At 65.3% G+C, this 16662-nt stretch carries 14 protein-coding genes; 7 read left to right on the forward strand and 7 right to left on the reverse strand.

Annotation, left to right across the window (positions count from 1 at the left end):
• Window positions 1-34: 34 nt before the first annotated feature.
• Both MJO58_RS01120 and MJO58_RS01125 read left to right on the forward strand, forming a co-directional pair.
• Window positions 35-1828, forward strand: coding sequence for a flavin-containing monooxygenase (locus MJO58_RS01120; protein ID WP_090598285.1), 1794 nt, complete (start codon window positions 35-37; stop codon window positions 1826-1828).
• Window positions 1825-3387: a flavin-containing monooxygenase gene (locus tag MJO58_RS01125; RefSeq protein ID WP_239721763.1), complete on the forward strand. Its 1563-nt coding sequence runs from the start codon at window positions 1825-1827 to the stop codon at window positions 3385-3387. Before MJO58_RS01120 ends, MJO58_RS01125 begins: the two co-directional genes overlap by 4 nt.
• Before the next feature lies 1 nt (window position 3388).
• Here MJO58_RS01125 and MJO58_RS01130 read toward each other — a convergent pair whose 3' ends face one another.
• Window positions 3389-4780: a DUF2252 domain-containing protein gene (locus tag MJO58_RS01130; protein WP_090598288.1), complete on the reverse strand. Its 1392-nt coding sequence runs from the start codon at window positions 4778-4780 to the stop codon at window positions 3389-3391.
• Between the two features lie 175 nt (window positions 4781-4955).
• Here MJO58_RS01130 and MJO58_RS01135 point away from each other — a divergent pair, with 175 nt between their 5' ends.
• Both MJO58_RS01135 and MJO58_RS01140 read left to right on the forward strand, forming a co-directional pair.
• Window positions 4956-6029, forward strand: coding sequence for a sulfate ABC transporter substrate-binding protein (locus tag MJO58_RS01135; protein WP_090598289.1), 1074 nt, complete (start codon window positions 4956-4958; stop codon window positions 6027-6029).
• 18 nt (window positions 6030-6047) lie between these two features.
• Entirely contained in the window at window positions 6048-7814 is a 1767-nt protein-coding gene (locus MJO58_RS01140) for a SulP family inorganic anion transporter (protein ID WP_090608303.1), read from the forward strand.
• Here MJO58_RS01140 and MJO58_RS01145 read toward each other — a convergent pair.
• The 5 genes from MJO58_RS01145 to MJO58_RS01165 all read right to left on the reverse strand — a co-directional run bounded on the left by MJO58_RS01145 (window position 7811) and on the right by MJO58_RS01165 (window position 12590).
• Window positions 7811-8647, reverse strand: coding sequence for an SDR family oxidoreductase (locus MJO58_RS01145; RefSeq protein ID WP_090598291.1), 837 nt, complete (start codon window positions 8645-8647; stop codon window positions 7811-7813). The two genes, MJO58_RS01140 and MJO58_RS01145, sit on opposite strands and share 4 nt — an antisense overlap.
• Window positions 8648-8688: 41 nt before the next feature.
• Entirely contained in the window at window positions 8689-9990 is a 1302-nt protein-coding gene (locus MJO58_RS01150) for a calcium:cation antiporter family protein (protein WP_239721764.1), read from the reverse strand.
• A gap of 310 nt (window positions 9991-10300) precedes the next feature.
• The gene (locus MJO58_RS01155; protein WP_239721765.1) at window positions 10301-11119 is read right to left on the reverse strand and encodes an SDR family NAD(P)-dependent oxidoreductase; all 819 of its coding nucleotides are present in this window, start codon (window positions 11117-11119) and stop codon (window positions 10301-10303) included.
• A gap of 9 nt (window positions 11120-11128) precedes the next feature.
• Window positions 11129-11539, reverse strand: coding sequence for a nuclear transport factor 2 family protein (locus MJO58_RS01160; protein ID WP_239721766.1), 411 nt, complete (start codon window positions 11537-11539; stop codon window positions 11129-11131).
• Between the two features lie 7 nt (window positions 11540-11546).
• Window positions 11547-12590, reverse strand: a complete 1044-nt coding sequence (locus MJO58_RS01165; RefSeq protein WP_239721767.1) for a zinc-binding dehydrogenase — start codon at window positions 12588-12590, stop codon at window positions 11547-11549.
• A 130-nt stretch (window positions 12591-12720) separates the two neighbouring features.
• Here MJO58_RS01165 and MJO58_RS01170 point away from each other — a divergent pair, with 130 nt between their 5' ends.
• The 3 genes from MJO58_RS01170 to MJO58_RS01180 are packed head-to-tail and all read left to right on the forward strand — an operon-like array spanning window position 12721 to window position 15863.
• Window positions 12721-13614 carry an IclR family transcriptional regulator gene (locus MJO58_RS01170; RefSeq protein WP_090598300.1) on the forward strand — a complete coding sequence of 298 codons (894 nt, stop codon included), beginning with the start codon at window positions 12721-12723 and terminating at the stop codon, window positions 13612-13614.
• A 43-nt stretch (window positions 13615-13657) separates the two neighbouring features.
• On the forward strand, window positions 13658-15046 hold the full coding sequence (locus MJO58_RS01175) for an MmgE/PrpD family protein (RefSeq protein ID WP_090598301.1): 1389 nt from the start codon (window positions 13658-13660) through the stop codon (window positions 15044-15046).
• A gap of 52 nt (window positions 15047-15098) precedes the next feature.
• Complete coding sequence (locus MJO58_RS01180; protein ID WP_239721769.1) at window positions 15099-15863, forward strand: DUF2127 domain-containing protein; 765 nt, start codon at window positions 15099-15101, stop codon at window positions 15861-15863.
• A gap of 3 nt (window positions 15864-15866) precedes the next feature.
• Here MJO58_RS01180 and MJO58_RS01185 read toward each other — a convergent pair whose 3' ends face one another.
• The gene (locus tag MJO58_RS01185; RefSeq protein WP_090598305.1) at window positions 15867-16472 is read right to left on the reverse strand and encodes a PaaI family thioesterase; all 606 of its coding nucleotides are present in this window, start codon (window positions 16470-16472) and stop codon (window positions 15867-15869) included.
• Between the last annotated feature and the right edge of the window lie 190 nt (window positions 16473-16662).

Genomic DNA, 16662 nt, shown 5'->3' on the forward strand with positions numbered 1-16662 from the left:
TATAGAGTCGACACACGAAGAGCGGAGTCGGGAGTTGACCGAAACTGTTGGGTGCGCGTTCGACGTCGATGCGCTGCGGCGCAAGTATGCCGAGGAACGCGCGCGCCGGTTACGGCCCGACGGGATCGACCAGTACGTGGAGATCGCCGGTGACTTCGCCTGTTTCGGCGAAGATCCCTGGGTCGACGGGCAATTCACCCGCGAGCCGCGTACCGACGAGGTCGACGTCGCGATCGTGGGAGCCGGCTTCGGTGGGCTACTGACCGGCGTGCGGTTGCGCCAGCTCGGCGTGAAAAGTGTCCGGCTGATCGATCGGGCGGCCGACGTGGGCGGCACCTGGTATTGGAACCGCTATCCGGGAATCGCCTGCGACGTCGAGTCCTATGTGTACATCCCGCTGCTGGAGGAACTCGGCTACATCCCGGTGGAGAAATACGCCAAGGGTGCCGAGATCTTTGCGCACTGCCAGCGCATCGCAGCACAATACGATCTGTACCGCGACGCTTGCCTGCGCACCGACGTGCAGGAGATACGTTGGGAGCCAAGTGAATCCCGCTGGATCATTCGCACCAACCGGGGTGACGAGATGCGGGCCAGGTTCGTCTCGATGGCCAACGGGTATCAAGCCAAACCCAAACTGCCCGGCATTCCCGGTCTCGGATCGTTTCGCGGCCATACCTTCCACACCAGCCGCTGGGATTACCGCTACACCGGCGAGAAGCTGGAGCACCTGGCTGGGCGGCGCGTCGGGATCATCGGCACCGGCGCGACCGCGGTTCAATGCGTGCCGCATCTGGGTGCCGCCGCGGGGCAGCTCTACGTCTTTCAGCGCACCCCTTCGTCGGTCGATGTACGCGCGAACGCACCCACGGATCCACAGTGGGCCAGCACATTACAGCCGGGCTGGCAACGTCGGCGCATCCAGAACTTTCAGATCCTGACCGCGGGTGGGCAGGCGGCCGAGGACCTCGTCGCCGATGCCTGGACGAGCATCACTCGCAAGCTGCCGGTGATGCGCCACGACGGAGACGGCTCGGTGGACCCAGGCCAGCGCGGCCGCGAGATCGAGCTCGCGGACTTCGCCAAGATGGAGGAGATCCGGGCCCGGGTCGACGGGATCGTCGCCGACCGCGCCACCGCCGAGGCCCTCAAACCCTGGTACGGCTACTTCTGCAAGCGCCCCTGCTTCCACGACGACTACCTGCAAACCTTCAACCGGGACAACGTCACACTGGTCGACACGCGCGGTCGCGGGGTGGAACGCATCACCGAGTCCGGCGTTGTCGTCGACGGCGTGTCCTACGAGCTCGACTGCCTGATTTTCGCCACGGGCTTCGAAGTCGGCACCGACTATAGCCGCCGCACCGGCTTCGAGCTGATCGGCCGGGACGGCATGAGCCTGACCGAGCGCTGGAGTGACGGCGTGCGCACCTTCCAGGGCTTGTGCGCCAACGGTTTCCCGAATTGCTTCATCGAAAGCATCTCGCAGGCGGGATTGACGGTGAATTTCCCGTACCTGCTTGACGTGCAGGCCACCCACGCTGCCTGGATCATCGCGTGGGCCCTCGAGCACGGCGCCACCGAGGTCGAGGCGTCGCCCGCCGCCGAGGCCGCGTGGGTCGACACGGTGGTCGCGCGCTCGACCGCTACCGCCGAGCGTGCCAAGACCTGCACGCCCGGTTACTACAACCGCGAGGGCAAGGCGGACGCCAAGACCCGGCAGGGCAGCTTCTTCTTCGGTGCACCAACGGAATACGCCGACATCCTGGAGGCCTGGCGGGCGCAGGGAGATCTGGCCGGGCTTGACATTCGCCGAGCCGGGCCGTGAAGTACCTGCTCGGCCGGGCCCGCGCCGCGACCCGGCGGCGACGTTCACCCCGGGTTGTGATCATCGGCGCGGGATTCGGCGGGCTGGGTGCGGCGGTGGCGCTGCGCCGGGCCGGCATCGACGACCTGGTGATCATCGAGGCCGGCGACGGCGTCGGCGGCACCTGGCGACGCAACACCTATCCCGGTGCCGCGTGCGATATCCAAAGCCACCTGTACTCTTTTTCATTCGCGCCCAACAAATCCTGGAGCCGAACCTACGCTCGGCAGCCGGAGATTCTCGCCTATCTGGAGTCGGTGGCCGACGACTTCGACTTACGCCGGCACCTGCGGCTTCAGACACGGGTGCGCTCGGCGGAATGGAATGCGGATACCTGGAGCTGGGAGTGCCGGCTGGAACACGATGGCCATAGCAGCACGCTGACCGCCGACGCGGTGGTCTGCGCGGTCGGATTGTTCGGTTCGTTGAAGCTTCCGGATATCGCGGGCCTCAACGATTTTCGCGGCTGCGTCATGCACACCGCACAGTGGGATCACGACTTCGCGCTGACGGGCCAGAAGGTGGCGGTGATCGGCACCGGCGCCAGCGGGGTACAGCTTGTTCCCGAACTGGCGAAGGCCGCAGCGCAAGTGGCGGTCTTCCAGCGCACCCCGCCATGGATGGTTCCTAAAGACGACCGTCCTTACAGCGCATCCGAATTGGCGGATTTCCGGCACAACCCATTCGCGGTGCCGCGTACCCGCTGGAAGATTTGGAAGTTCCAGCACGACAACACCGCGACCTTCGCCGACGACCCGGTGGTCGCCGCGCGCACCCAGATAGCCACCTCGTTCCTGGAGCGCACCGTGGCCGACGAACAGCTGCGGCGCGCCCTGACGCCGGACTATCCGTTCCGCTGTAAGCGGGTGCTGCTCGGCGACGACTACTACCGGGCGCTGCAGCAAGACAACGTCACACTCGTCACCGACCCGATCGACCGGATCACCGAGACGTCCGTCCTCACGACGGCGGGCGGAGTCGTCGACGTCGACGCGATCGTGCTGGCCACCGGATTCGAGACGTCTCGGTACCTGTCGGGTATCGACGTGATCGGACACGGCGGGCAGCGCCTGCACGAACGCTGGGGCGAGGACCCCAGCGCGTACCTGGGCGTCGCCGTCGCCGGATTCCCGAACTTCTTCATGTTGTACGGCCCCAACACCAACCAGGGCGGAAACTCGATCGTCTACATCCTCGAGGCCGGCGCCCGGCTGGTGGCCAGCGCGATAACCCGGCTGGCGCGGCGCGGCGGCTATCTCGATGTGCGTCCCGAGGCCGAAAAGCGGTACAACGACCTGCTTTCGGCCGATTTGGAGCGCACCATCTGGACCCAGTGCGACAGCTACTTCCGGTCACCCAGCGGCCGCATCGTCACCCAATGGCCCTACACCGAATGGGAATACGCGCGCCGGACCTGGAGGCTGCGAACCCGCGATTGGCTACACCGCACCGGCGATGCTCCGCGGCGACCATCGCATGTCGAAATCGATTATTCCGCAGATCAATTCACCGGCGGCTAGATCAGACCTCGGCAACCTCGATCTCGCCGGCCGTGGCCGCCGCGCGCAGTTGATGAAAGTCGTCGAGGGACTTATCGGCGTAGGCGTACGACCATTCGGCGACCGCTTCGTGCACCGTATTGCTGGTGCCGACGTAGCCACGCAGGATCGAGGCATTCGCGCTCTGCGCGTGCGCCCGCGCCAACAGCACCGCGCACGCGGTGACGTAGTCCGTGAAGGTGGACGGCGACATGCCTTCGGTCTCGATGGTGCCCTTCATGTCGTGGAACTGACGAACGTAATAGTCACGGCCGTCCTTGCGCGTCGATCCGAGGAACACATCTGACATGGCCTGCAGAATTAGCTGACCATCGGTAACGCGCACCCCGTGGCCATGGGCCTCGATCGCCGCGGTCAGGCTCTGCGGCTGGGGCCAGCCGCCGTACTCGTCGAGCACCGAACGCGTGGCCTCCTTGATCTGAAGTATCAGTGGCGTGTCGTTCGGGCCCACCAGAATGACCAAGTAGCAACGGGTCCCGACGCTGCCCACACCAACCACGCGGAGCGCGACATCGGTGACCCGGAAGTGCGACAACAGCAGCGCGACGTCGGCCGGCACCACGGTTAGATACTCCTGAATCGACTCCACCAGCGGGGCCTCGACATCCTCGTCGACGTGCTGCAACACGGGCGGCGCTTCCCGCAAGCGTGGCGTCCCGTCGGGCCCAATTTCGGTGATTTGCTTGAAGACTCGCGCCGACGTGCGGGTGCGCGCCCGCGATATCGTCTTCTGGATCACCGCCTGCAGGCCCTCGGACATCTTCCCGGAGTAGTGCTCGGGCTCCACCCGTAGGTAGTAGCGCTCCAGGACGTCCATCTCCTCGAGCATCGCCTCCAGACTGCGTTGGTAGCCCACCAGCGCCTGCTCGACGCAACGCCGAATGGCCTTGGTGGTGTAGTCGGCGTGACGGCCCCCGATGACCGCGCTGGTGATCAGGCGCTTGACGTCCCACTCGGCCGGGGCGACCGCGGCTTCGTCGAAGTCGTTCAGGTCGAAGACGATCGAGCGATGTGGGGCGGCATATAGGCCGAAGTTGGAGATGTGCGCGTCGCCGCAGCACATGATTTCGATCCCGGTCGACGGGCTCGCGGCGAGATCGGCTGCCATGACCGCCGCCGAACCGCGGTAAAAGGCGAATGGGTCGGCGAGCATTCGGGCGAACCGCAGTGGAACGAGTTCGCTTATCCGTTCGGCATTTTGGGCGACGAGGATTTCCGTTGCGGATCGCGACGAGGGAGTCAGCTGCGCGAGGGAGCGACGCGGGACGGTCTTGCGCAGCGCCCGGCCGCGGGCCACATCTTCGCCCGGAACTTCAAGTTCGATCAAGCGGTCACGCAACACCCGTTGCGGCATTCGCTCAGCATACGTAGGGGGTCGTGGCCGCGATAGATGTCGGATCGTCAAACCACAGCAAACTTAACCTCAGGCTGATTCTCAACGATGCCGCCAAGTGGCCTGATCGTTAACATCGTAAAAATGTTGGATGCCAGACCAAATCGTCTGGTGATCAGGGTGAGAGGACGCCTGGATGTTGAAAGCGCGTCCGACGCTGAGGCGCTTCCTCCCGCACATTAGCTGGCTCAACATCATTGGCGTGGTGGCAATCGTTTTCGCGGCGACCGCCCTCGTGGTCAAGAACGTCCCACATGCGGGATCCAATCAAATCCTTAACGTCTCCTACGACCCGACGCGTGAGCTGTATGCGGCGATCGACAAGGCGTTCATCCCGCAGTATCGGACGCAGACCGGTGTCACCCTGGACATCAAGGAGTCGCATGGCGGTTCGGGCCGCCAACTCAGGAGTGTCCTCGACGGCACGCAGAAGGCGAGCGTGGTGTCACTGGCGTTGATCAGCGACATCCAGACATTGAGCAAGCACGGACTCATCGCGCCCGACTGGCGGCAGCGCCTGCCGAACGATTCGGTGCCGTACACGTCGACCGTCGTCTTCGTCGTCCGCAAGGGCAATCCCAAGGGCATTCATGATTGGCCCGACTTGGTCAATGCCGGTGTGTCCGTGGTGTCACCGAACCCGCGTAGCTCCGGCAACGGTCAGTTGAGCGTGCTGGCTGCCTGGGGTTCGGTGACCACTCGCGGCGGCACGCCGGCTCAGGCGAAGACTTACGTGAAGTCGCTGCTGCAACACGTGGCGGTATCCGACGCCGGTGCGCGCAGTGCGGGCGACAGCTTCACCCTGGCCAAGATCGGTGACGTGCAGCTGACGTGGGAGAACGAGGCGCTGCGCGAGGTCGCCGCCAATTCCGACGATCTCGAGCTCGTCTATCCACCGGTCAGCATCCTGGCCGAGCCGGCGGTGGCCTGGGTCGACGCGAACATCACCGAGCCCAAGACCGCGACCTACGCCAAGGCCTATCTGGAGTATCTGTTCACCGATGCCGGGCAGGAGCAGGCCGCGCAATTCGGCTATCGGCCGTTCAAGCCGGAGATCCTCGCCAAACACGCCGACCGGCTGCGCCCGCTCGCGCTCTTCGGAATCGGCGAGATCGCCAAGGACTGGAGCGACGCGCGCGAGCAGTTCTTCGGCACTAACGGGGTCCTCGACGCCATTTCGGCGCCGCCCGCCGCGGCGTCGGGAACCTAGCGGGAAGACGTGGGCACGGTGGGCTTCGCGCTGAACTACGACGCGGTCAAAGGCAGGCATGACGTCATTGCCGGCCTCACGGTCGCCGCCATCTCCTTTCCCCAGGCGATGGCCTATGCGCTGATTGCCGGCGTCGATCCCCGCTTCGGTGTGTACTCGGCAATCGTCGTTACGATCGTCGCCTCGATTTTCGGGTCGTCCTCGCATCTGATCAACGGGCCGACCAGCGCCATCTCGCTGCTGGTTTTCACCGCGCTCGCCTTCATCGATTCGGAAAACAGCACCCAACTGTTCGAGGGCCTGTTCCTGCTGGCTGTCCTGGTGGGCGTGTTTCAGATCGTGATCAGCTTGTTCAAGCTCGGCAACCTGACCCGATACATTTCCGAGTCGGTCATCATTGGTTTCATGGCGGCCGCCGCCTTTCTGCTGGCCGTCGGACAGCTCGGCAATGCCCTGGGCGTGCGCGACAAGGGCAACGGGCACATGCAGGTCTTACACCGCGTCTGGCTCACCCTGTCGCACGGCGACCACGTCAACTACCGTGCCGTGGTATTGAGCACGGCGGCAGTGGTTTTGGCGGTTGTGCTGCGCAAACTGGTGCAGCGGTACGGTTGGCCGCAGATCGACATGCTTGCGGTGCTGATCATCACCTCGGTGATCGCCTACTTGGCGGGTTGGTCGATTCCGGGGGCCGGCGGCCATACCGCGGTCTCCGTGGCCGCCAAAATCCCCCGCAGCCTGCCCAGCCCGCATGTCCCGGAAGTCCACACCGAATTCCTGCCGCACCTGTCGACCGGCGCGCTGGCGATTGCGTTCGTCGGCATCATCGAGGCGTTGTCGATCGCCAAAGCCATTGCCTACCAAACCCAGCAGAAGATCGACTACAACCGGCAGATCATGGCAGAAGGCCTCGCCAACCTGGCCGGCGGCTTCTTCCAAAGCCTGCCAGGCTCGGGCTCGCTGTCGCGGTCGGCGATCAACTTTCAGTCCGGAGCCAAAACGCGATTCTCCGGAATCGTCTCGGCCGCAACGGTGGCCGCCGCGCTACTGTTGTTCGCCCCGCTCCTGCGTTACGTGCCACAGCCCGCATTGGCGGGCCTGCTGCTGGTGACCGCGGTGCGGCTGGTCGACTTCAAGCGGCTGATCTACACCGTCAAGGCGTCGCGCTACGACGCGGGACTGGTGATCGTCACCGCTTTCACCGGCGTGGCCATCGATCTGGACAAATCGGTCCTGCTCGGTGTGGTGCTGTCGATCCTGATGTTCGTGCCGCGTGCGGCCAAGCTTAAAGCGCGGGAACTCATCGTCACGCCCGAACGCGTTGTCCGCGAGCGTATTTCGGGCGATCCCGCGGATGAGTTCGTGGTGATCTACGATCTGGAAGGCGAACTGTTTTTCGGTGCCGCACCGGAATTGGATCGCTATCTGTCCGAGATCGGCAAACGGATCGCGGACGACGGCATCAAGTTCGCGGTGTTGCGCCTCAAACGGGTGCGCCACCCGGACGTCGTGTGCATCGAGCGCATCGAGCACTTCCTCCGGGAAGAAACCGCACGCGGTGTCACCGTGCTGCTCGCCGGTGTGCGTGCCGATACGCTCGCGGTGCTGAACAACGTCGGATTCCAAAGTTGGTTCAGCGCAGAGCATGTCTTCCCCGAAGAGGACGAGGATTTCTCCGCGACGCTCAAGGCGGTGCGCTACGCCCACGGCAGGCTGGCTGACTTGAAGCTGAAGGAACCTTCTCCGATCGCGCCGGAGCGCACGAACTTCTACTACCTGGTCTAGCCGGAGGCGGCCACTCGGGCCCGCTCGGTCATCGAGGCGATCACGCCCCCGTCGTTGAGGATGTCGGTGCCGGTGAGGTAGCCCGCTTTGTCACTTGCGCAAAAGGCGAGCAGCTCGGCCATCTCCTCGGGCTTGCCCCACCGCGGGACGGCGGCATTGGTCACCATCGCCCCGGCCCCGGCCTGTTCCTCGAGTCGGCCCATCTCGGTGTCGGTGGATCCCGGAGAGACCGAGACGATGCGCAATCCGCGCGCGTTGAAGCGCTCCGCCTGAGACTGGCTGTACCACTTCACGAAACTCTTGCTCAACGCGTAGGCGATTCCGGACCGCGCGTCTTCTCCGGCGATGTCGCACGCCGTCATCATGGCGTTCCAGAAGGCATCGCCGTCATCGATCGCCGACGGAAACTGGGCCGTCGGAACCAATTCCGCGGGCAGCATGTGGGCCGCCATCGATGCCACGTTGACGATCACCGAGCCTTCGGCTGCTGTGGCGTAGAAAGCCTCATTGACGTTGACGGTGCCGATTGCATTGGTGCGCATGACGTATTCCGCGGAGCCCATGCTCGGGCTCACTCCCGCGGTGTGGATGACGGAGGAGAGGGTGCCGAGGCCCGTTGCGGTGTCGAACAGCTCGGTGACAGCACCCCGATCCGTCACGTCGCAGTTGATGGCGGTAACGGTGACCCCGAGGTCTTTCAGGGTTGCTGCCGCCGTATCGAGCCGGTCCTGCCTGACGTCGCAGAGGACCAGCGTGTGGTCGCCGCCCACAATTTTCGCCGTGGCCAGACCCATGCCGCCCGCGCCACCCGTGATCACCGAGACTCGATTCATACCGCGACGTTATACGCAGCCCTTCGGGCAGCTGGCGCGTACTACGTCGGGAGGGCCGCTTCCTCGGCCGGGTGGTGCGGATAACCGGCATGCCGGACGGCTGTTCCGAGGAAAGGAGCCTTCAGCGTGGCGATCAGGTAGCGGCGGTTGACGATCAGTGCGCCGACGGCGATCACGGCGTAGACACCGCAGAGCGTCAGACGCTCCGGAGTCGAGGTGAGTGGGAACTGGACGATAAACAATCCCAATAGTGTCCAGGCGGCCGCCCGGCCGAAGCGCAGCGCCAGGATCACCGCGACACCCATCAACGTCTGGCTGGCGGTGAGCAGGACTTCCTCGACTTGGCGGGAGTCGAGTTCCAGGGAGAAGCCACCGCCGCCCAGCAGGTGGGCCACCGGCAGCGATCCGATCAGCAGCGTCCACTGGTTGACCTTGGACGAGATCAGCGTGGCGATGGCCGCGGTGCCCTTGCCGCGGGCGGCGAAGATCGTCGCGATGATGAACTCGGGCGCCTCGGAGGCCAACGGCGCGAGCCACTGCACCAGCAAGAATCGGTCGATGCCCAGCTCGGTGCCGGCGGCGACCAGATTGTCGGCAAAGGGCTTTGCGCACAGCAGGATCACGGTGCCGGACAACGTGAACAGGCTGACGACGATGATGCGGCGGGTTCGATCCGAGAGCTCACCAAGAGCGGCGGCGGTACCGACCAGGTCGGGCTCTTCGACATCGCCGTGGCTGACCTTATACAGGTAGAAGCCGAACCAGGCCAGCAGTGCCAGCCCCATCGCGAGATGGATCTCGCCGCCGAACGGGATCGCGAACGCGGCCAGGCCGGCGATCAGCAGGAACCCGAGTTCGACGCGATTGGCGGGCTCCAGCGTCAGGCCCGCCGTCTTCCCGGCACCGACCCGGCGCGCCGCGACGACGCTGGCCAGCACCACGACCGGCCACCCCAGGCCCATCAACAGCCGGTTGGATCCGGTCATATTGGCCGCCGCGTACTGCGTGTATTCCGGGTTATGGCCGGACACAAACGCGTAGTAGAGGTCCACCGCGTATTCGGGTAGCACCGCGACGAGGGCGAGCACCGCGATCGCCAGTCCGCCGGAGACATCGATCTGCGCGGCCTCGGCGGCCCACGCCAGCAGGAAACTCGCGGAGACCACCGCGGCGCCGAAGACCAGCAGGGCGACAACCGGGTCCGGATGTAAGCCGATGCTTCGGACCACGACCGCGGGGGCGATGAACATCGCGGTGATGAACGCCGAGCGGAAGAGCGTTCGCCGTGGCGAGCGTGGCGCCGCCGACGGAATCGAGCCGGCGGGCCTGTCAGTGGCGAGCATCGTCGTCCTTCACTTTATGGCTTTATGGCTCGCGGCCGTGGCTTGACCTGCCCGCCAAAGCTACCTTGGCTACCCTTATCCAGCAACATTGTGAGAATGCCAATCGACGCGGACCGTTCGCCTATATTTGCTGGCCGGAGCCATCAATCTAAATTGTTAGGTTCGACTAACTTCAGATTGTGGCAAAACGATCTAGCGGTCTTGCGGGGACTCCGGGAGCTGGAGGGTAGGTTCGGGGGAGGCTGCGGTGACTCGGCGGAGCAGCCATGGGACATCAACATCCACGACGACGCATTGCTGGAGTCCGGAGTTAGCGATCCGGCCCCATCGCCGCGGCCGCGGCCGCGGTGAACATTTCGACAGCCTGCTTGCGGGGCAATGACGCCACGAATTGCGCGGCGGCCTTCATGACCTCACCCGCCATCAAGGTCGGGCCGTTCGTCAGGTTGTCGAACGCCTCCGCGATGATGTCGTCGACCGAGGCGGCACCCTCGGGCACCTCGTCTGGCGAACCGATGTTGCCGCGGCTGTATTCGAGTTCGCGCAAGGCTGGAGTGTTGGTCTTGCCCAGAATGAGGCCCAGGACGTCGACGCCCTTGTCGTGCAACTCCGCCCAGAGCGCTTCGGCGAACACCATGTCGAACGCCTTCGTCGCACCGTAGGCGACCATGTTGGGTCCGCCGGCCAATCCCGCGCCGGACCCGAAGATGACGATGCCGCCGCTACCCCGCTTGACCATCGCCGGGGCGAAGTGATGGCACAGCTGCATCGGCACCATGCAGTTGCGCTGCACCATCGCTTCGGCAGCACTGATCGGATTATCAAGGAAGGGTTTGTAATTGGGATCCGCACCGGCGCAGTACACCAAAAAGCCGATCTCCAGGTCGGTGGTGGCTTCGGCTACTTTGGCGGCCGCGTCCAGGTCGGCGAGATCGACCGCGAGGGTTCGGGTTTGGGCACCGGTCCGGGATTCGATCTCGGTGGCGACCTGATCGAGCAGCGCTTGGCGGCGAGCCAGCAGTACGACGTTGACGCCGCGTTCGGCCAGTCCCGCGGCGAATGCCGCACCCACGCCGTCGGAGGCACCGGCGACCAGCGCCCACGGGCCGTATTTCGTGGCGAATGACATGAGCGCTCCCTACGGGCCGAATGTCGCGATGCGAACCTGAGTGAACCGGCGTCGTGCAATGCGCCAGCCATCGGCGGTCCGGACGATCTCGTCGTCGTAAAAGCCCCACGCATTGACACCGGATTGGTTGTCGCCGAACATGATTACCGCATCGACATAGGTGCGGGCCGATGCCTTGTCGCCGTCGAGTGTGACGGCCTGATTGGACAAGCGATGCAGGGTGTGGCCCGCCATCGCGTGCGTGGTGTCCATGAACTCGGTGACTTCGTTTACGCCATGCCAGGTGCCGATTTCGCCATAGTCGAGCTCGCAGTCCACGGTGAACACCGTGCGAAACAGCGGCCAGTCGCGGCGATCGATCCCGGTGGCGTAGCGCACCAACAGATCGGAGATGTCCTGACGGTCTTCTCGTTCGGTCACGCCTGCCTCAATTCGGGTCTCCGTTCGGGTGGACGACGATGCGCGGCGGCCCGTCGGATCGGCGGGCGAGATCGAGCGCGTCGGGCACCTCGTCGAGGCCGATGACCTTCCCGACGCTGGGGAGCGGATCCAGCCTGCCCGCCGCGATGGCCTCGAGGGTCCCGTACCAGTCCTGGGGATGCGGTCCGCCGCCGAATTGGATTGTCACGCCTTGGCGGGTCGCGGTGGTGATGTCCAGGGTGTCTCCGGTGTACCAGCCGCCCGCGCAGTAGATGCGAGTCATCATCTCGGCGGATTCAACGATGTTCTGGATCAGGCCGGCGGCACCCACGCATTCGAATACCACGGCCGGCCCGGGCAATCCGCGCGCGGCGCGAACCGCCCGGAAGGCGTCCGCCCACGGCTGACGCGCAGGGTCGACGACCACGTGCGCGCCGAAGCGGTCCCGGGCCAGTTCGCGCCGGTCGGACTTGAAGTCGGCCACGATAATCGGTTCGACGCCGCGGGACGCCAGGGCGGCGACGGCGGACAGCCCGATCGCCCCTGCACCGATGACCACGGCGATCTCGCCCGGTTGGATGTTTGCCGATCGCACATAGAACTCGCCGACCGCGAAGGCATCGACCAACGCGACGGCATCGCTGGCAACGTCGCCGGCGACGGCCTTGGCCGCCGCCTCCGAAATCACCAGCAGCTCAGCGAAACTCCCTTGTGCTTCCGGGTGCTGCCCGATGATCCGCACTCCGCCGGCGCCGCCTTCGACCAGGCGTATCGGTATCGAGGTCACCCGGGTGCCCACGGCCAACTGATCCGAGCAGCCGGGTCCGTGTCCGATGACCGCACCGACGAATTCGTGACCGAGCACGATGTCGCGGTCGGTGTCGTACAACGAACGTCCGGTCGGATCGTCGACGGCGAGTTCGGGGTGGTCCATGAAGTGCACATCCGAGGCGCATATCGCGGTGCTCAGCGTGCGTAGCAGCAGTTCACCGGGCCCGGGCTCGGGGTCGGCCGTCTCGCGGACCGTCAGCCGACCGTCTCTCAAAACCACAGCGCGCAAAGCGTCTGCCTCATTTTCTCGAATAATCGAGTTATTCTGTCGAATGTTCGCTATAACTGTAGGAACCCGGTCTCAAAGGAGTCAAGCCATTCGCGGATCCACCTCGGCGCCGACCGCACGGGTGCTCGACGTTGTCGAGTTGCTGGCGCGGTCCGGAAACACGCGGATGCGCTTCTCCGACATCGTGCGTGAGCTCGGCCTGACGCAGGGGACGGTGCACGCGATCCTCAAGACGCTGTGCGATCGCGGCTGGGCGAGCCGCGACCCTGTCGCAAAAACCTTCTCGCTGGGCCCGGCGCTTGCCGTCGTGGGTGCGCGAATGGACACCGCTCGGCCGCTTGCACACGCCGCGCGTTCGGCGGCGCTGCGACTTTCCCGTGAGGTCGGCTACGCCGGCTCGGTGGTCGAGCGGTTCGGTGACTCGTTGGTAGTCACGGCTTTTGAGGGCGATCCCGCCACCCAGCCCGCGGGGATACCGGGCGACCGGATTCCGTACGCGCCGCCGTTCGGCGTCGCGTTAGCCGCCTGGGACACCGACGAGGAACAGCGTGCGTGGATTCGCCGCGGCGCGGGCAGCAACGCCGATCGCGTCCAGCGCCTGGAACACGTCTTGGCGCACACCCGCGAGCGTGGGTTCGACGTCGACTGGACAACGCCCGCGCTGGCCCAGGCCGTCCACGTGGTCGGCACGCTGGACAGCAACGAGATGCCGACCCCGGTGCGCCACATCCTCGACCAGTTGCTTGTCGAGTTCACCACGATCGGCTTCCTGTCCGACGACAACCCCGGTCGCCGCAAACAGCCCGTCGTGACCATCGCCGCACCGGTTTTCGACCACCGCGGCCACGTCGCCATGATGCTCGCCGTGCACCCGCTGTCTCCGCTGAGCGCGCGACAGATCCAGGTCATCGGCCATAAGCTCACCGCGGAAACCGAGGCGATCAGCGAAGCCCAGCAAAATCCACCGGTGGTGGACCTCGAGGAGCGCAGCGGCGCGCGTCGCCGCCGGGCCTAAGCTCTTAGCCGGAGGGCGGAAACCGATGGCACATCAGTACGTTGTGGACGAACTGGCCGGGTTCGTCGTCGGTGCCACGGCGTCGGACCTGAGCACGCATCCCCGGGAATTGCTCAAACGCAATGTGCTTGACAGCATCGCCTGCGCGATCGGTTCGCTCGACGGCGAACTGATCCCGACGATCCGGGAGCACGCCGGCCAGTTCAGCGGCAGCGCCTCGGCGACGCTCGTCGGTGGCGGCCGCGCATCGGTGGATCAGGCCGCTTTCTTCAACGCCGTGTTGGTGCGCTATCCCGACCTGCTCGACACGTATCTGACCATCGGCGGCCTCTGCCACCCGGCCGACAACTTCGGCGCCGTGCTGGCGATGGCCGAACATGTCAGCGCCACCGGGGCCGACTTCCTGCTCGCCCTCGCCGTCGCCTATGAGGTCCAATGTCGTTTCAGCGCACAGGTTCCCGTGATGGCGCGAGGACTCAACCATGCGCTGCAGCTGGCGATGTCGGTCGCGGCCGGATCGGCGAAGTTGCTGGGGCTGGACGCCGAGCGCACCGCGCACGCGATTGCGGCGGCCACCGCCGACAATGTCTCGCTGGCCGCGGTGCACGCCGAGCCGGTCTCGAACTGGAAAGGTATCTCCCCGGCCATCACCGCCATGCGCGCGGTCTACACGACGATATTGGCCGGCCGTGGGATCACCGGGCCCAAATCGTTGTTTGAAGGCCCGAACGGACTCGTCCAACTCTTCGATCAGCCAATCGATTTCAACACCGCCGATCGCGAACTGACGGCGGTCGAACAAACCTATCTCAAGCAGTACTGCGCACTGATCCACGGACAGGCCATCATCGACGCGCTGTTGGCGATCCGGACGGACCACACGCTGCACGGCGACGACGTCGCGCGGGTGACGATCGAGGTGTTTCAGACCGCGTACGACATCGCCGGCGGGGGAGCCTACGGCGACAAGGATCATCCGCAGACCAAGGAACAGGCCGACTACAACCTCAAGTACCTCAGCGCCGTCGCACTGATCGACGGGGGAGTCGGCCCCGAACAGCTGGAGAACGAACGTGTTCTGCGCCCCGACGTGCAGGAGCTGTTGGCGCGAGTGGACGTCGTCGCGGCGGCGGACCTGACCGCGGACTACCCGCAACGCACCGCGACGCGGGTGCATGTCCGCACTCGCGACGGACGGGAATTCAGCCGCGAGGAAAGCGATTACGAGGGATCACCGACTCGGCCGATGACGTGGTCGCGGGTGGTGGACAAGTTCGGATGGCTCGCCGAACCGTTCTGCGACGACGCGCTGCAGACCGACATCGTCGCCGCCGTCGACCATCTCGACGATATCGCCGTCGCCGAGCTCACCGCACTGCTCGGCGCGGTAAGCCCGGTACCGCAACGTCCGCGCGGCCGGCCGCGGTTCTGACATCTGCGCGCGCCCTCTTGCGACGTTTGCTGCCCGCGTTGAATGATCGGCCATGCGCAAAGATCGCGGCATCAACCGCTGGGAGTTGGTCACCTGCGCGCTCGCAGGCCATGTGACCTACGCACCCGAGGAGCAGGGACTTGCCGACCGGCTCAGTGGCACGACCGGACTCGGCGAAGTGTGGCGGTGCCTGCGCTGCGGGGAGTTCGTCGTCGGCGCACCTCATGGCCGGGGCCACGCCGAGGACGCCCCGATGATTATGCGTGGCAAGGCTTTACGGCAGGCCATCATCATTCGTGCCCTCGCGGTCGAGCGCGTGTTGCGGGCGGTGGTGATCGCGCTCGCGGCCTACGCGGTGTGGAAGTTCCGCGGTGCTCGGGGGTCGATCCAGGCCACCCTCGATCGCGACCTGCCCATCTTTCGGGCCGCCGGATTCAAGGTCGATCAAATGACGCTCGTGCACGAGCTGGAAAAGGCGTTGGCCGCCAAACCTTCCACCTTGGCGCTGCTGACCCTGATGCTGACCGCCTACGCTCTGGTCGAGCTGCTCGAGGCCGTCGGCCTGTGGTTGCTCAAACGTTGGGGCGAATACTTCGCGGTGATCGCCACCTCGGTGTTCTTGCCGTTGGAGATCCATGACCTGGCCAAGGGCATCACGATGACGCGGGTGGTCACCTTCAGCATCAACGTCCTGGCCGTGATCTACCTGGTGGTCTCCAAACGGCTGTTCGGCGTGCGCGGTGGTCGCGAAGCCTACGACGAGGAACGACGCGGTGAGCAGCTCCTCGACGTCGAGCGGGCCGCTATGACGACGTGATACTCACGTCTTCGGGGTGATGAACACGCCCTCGGCTTCCACGGTGACACCGTCCGCGTCGGCGATGTGACCGATGGAGTACGTCTTCACCCCGTCGATGCGGTCGATGTGTGCTTCGGCCCGCAGCGGACGGCCGAGCGCTGTGCGGCGCCGGTAACGCAAGGTCAGGGTGCCGGTATAGGCAGGTCGGCCCAGCTTGTGTGCCGTCGCCCCCAGCACATGGTCGAGGATCAGGGCAGATACCCCGCCGTGCACGTGCGCCGGCGGGCCTTCGTATGCCGCACCGAGATTGAACTCCGACCACACCAGTCCGTCCGCTTCGTGATGAAGTACCAGCGGCGGCGCGACCGCATTGCGCAGACCGACGACGGCATTGCCCCAGGCGACGGTGCCGCCGTCCGGCGTCGTGCGCACCCCAAACGTCCCCGGCCGCGCAGATGCACTCAATTCGTCTGCGGCACTGTCGATTTTGGCTTTTGCGGCCGCGACCGTCGCGGGGTCCGCTTCGGTCCGGATGCTGAGATCGACGAGCCGGCGGACTGATTCGGCCAACGGGCCATAGACCGATTCGAGCCGGCGGTAGTCGATGCAGAGCATTTCGTCAGACATATAGGTAACCTAACAGTCCGCTGGCGGCGTACCGCCGCCGGATGTGGCACACTGGAGCTGCCCAGCGTTGGGTTTAGGGGATTTCCCTTGTGGCAGCGGCATTTTCGCCAGCGTGAAGCTAACCGTTATCGCCGGGGCACCACGCCGCCGTGGGTCCCGCGTTTCTGCGTCGTAGACCGGATTAGTACTG

It is taken from the genome of Mycobacterium lentiflavum (assembly GCF_022374895.2).
Taxonomy (GTDB): domain Bacteria; phylum Actinomycetota; class Actinomycetes; order Mycobacteriales; family Mycobacteriaceae; genus Mycobacterium; species Mycobacterium lentiflavum.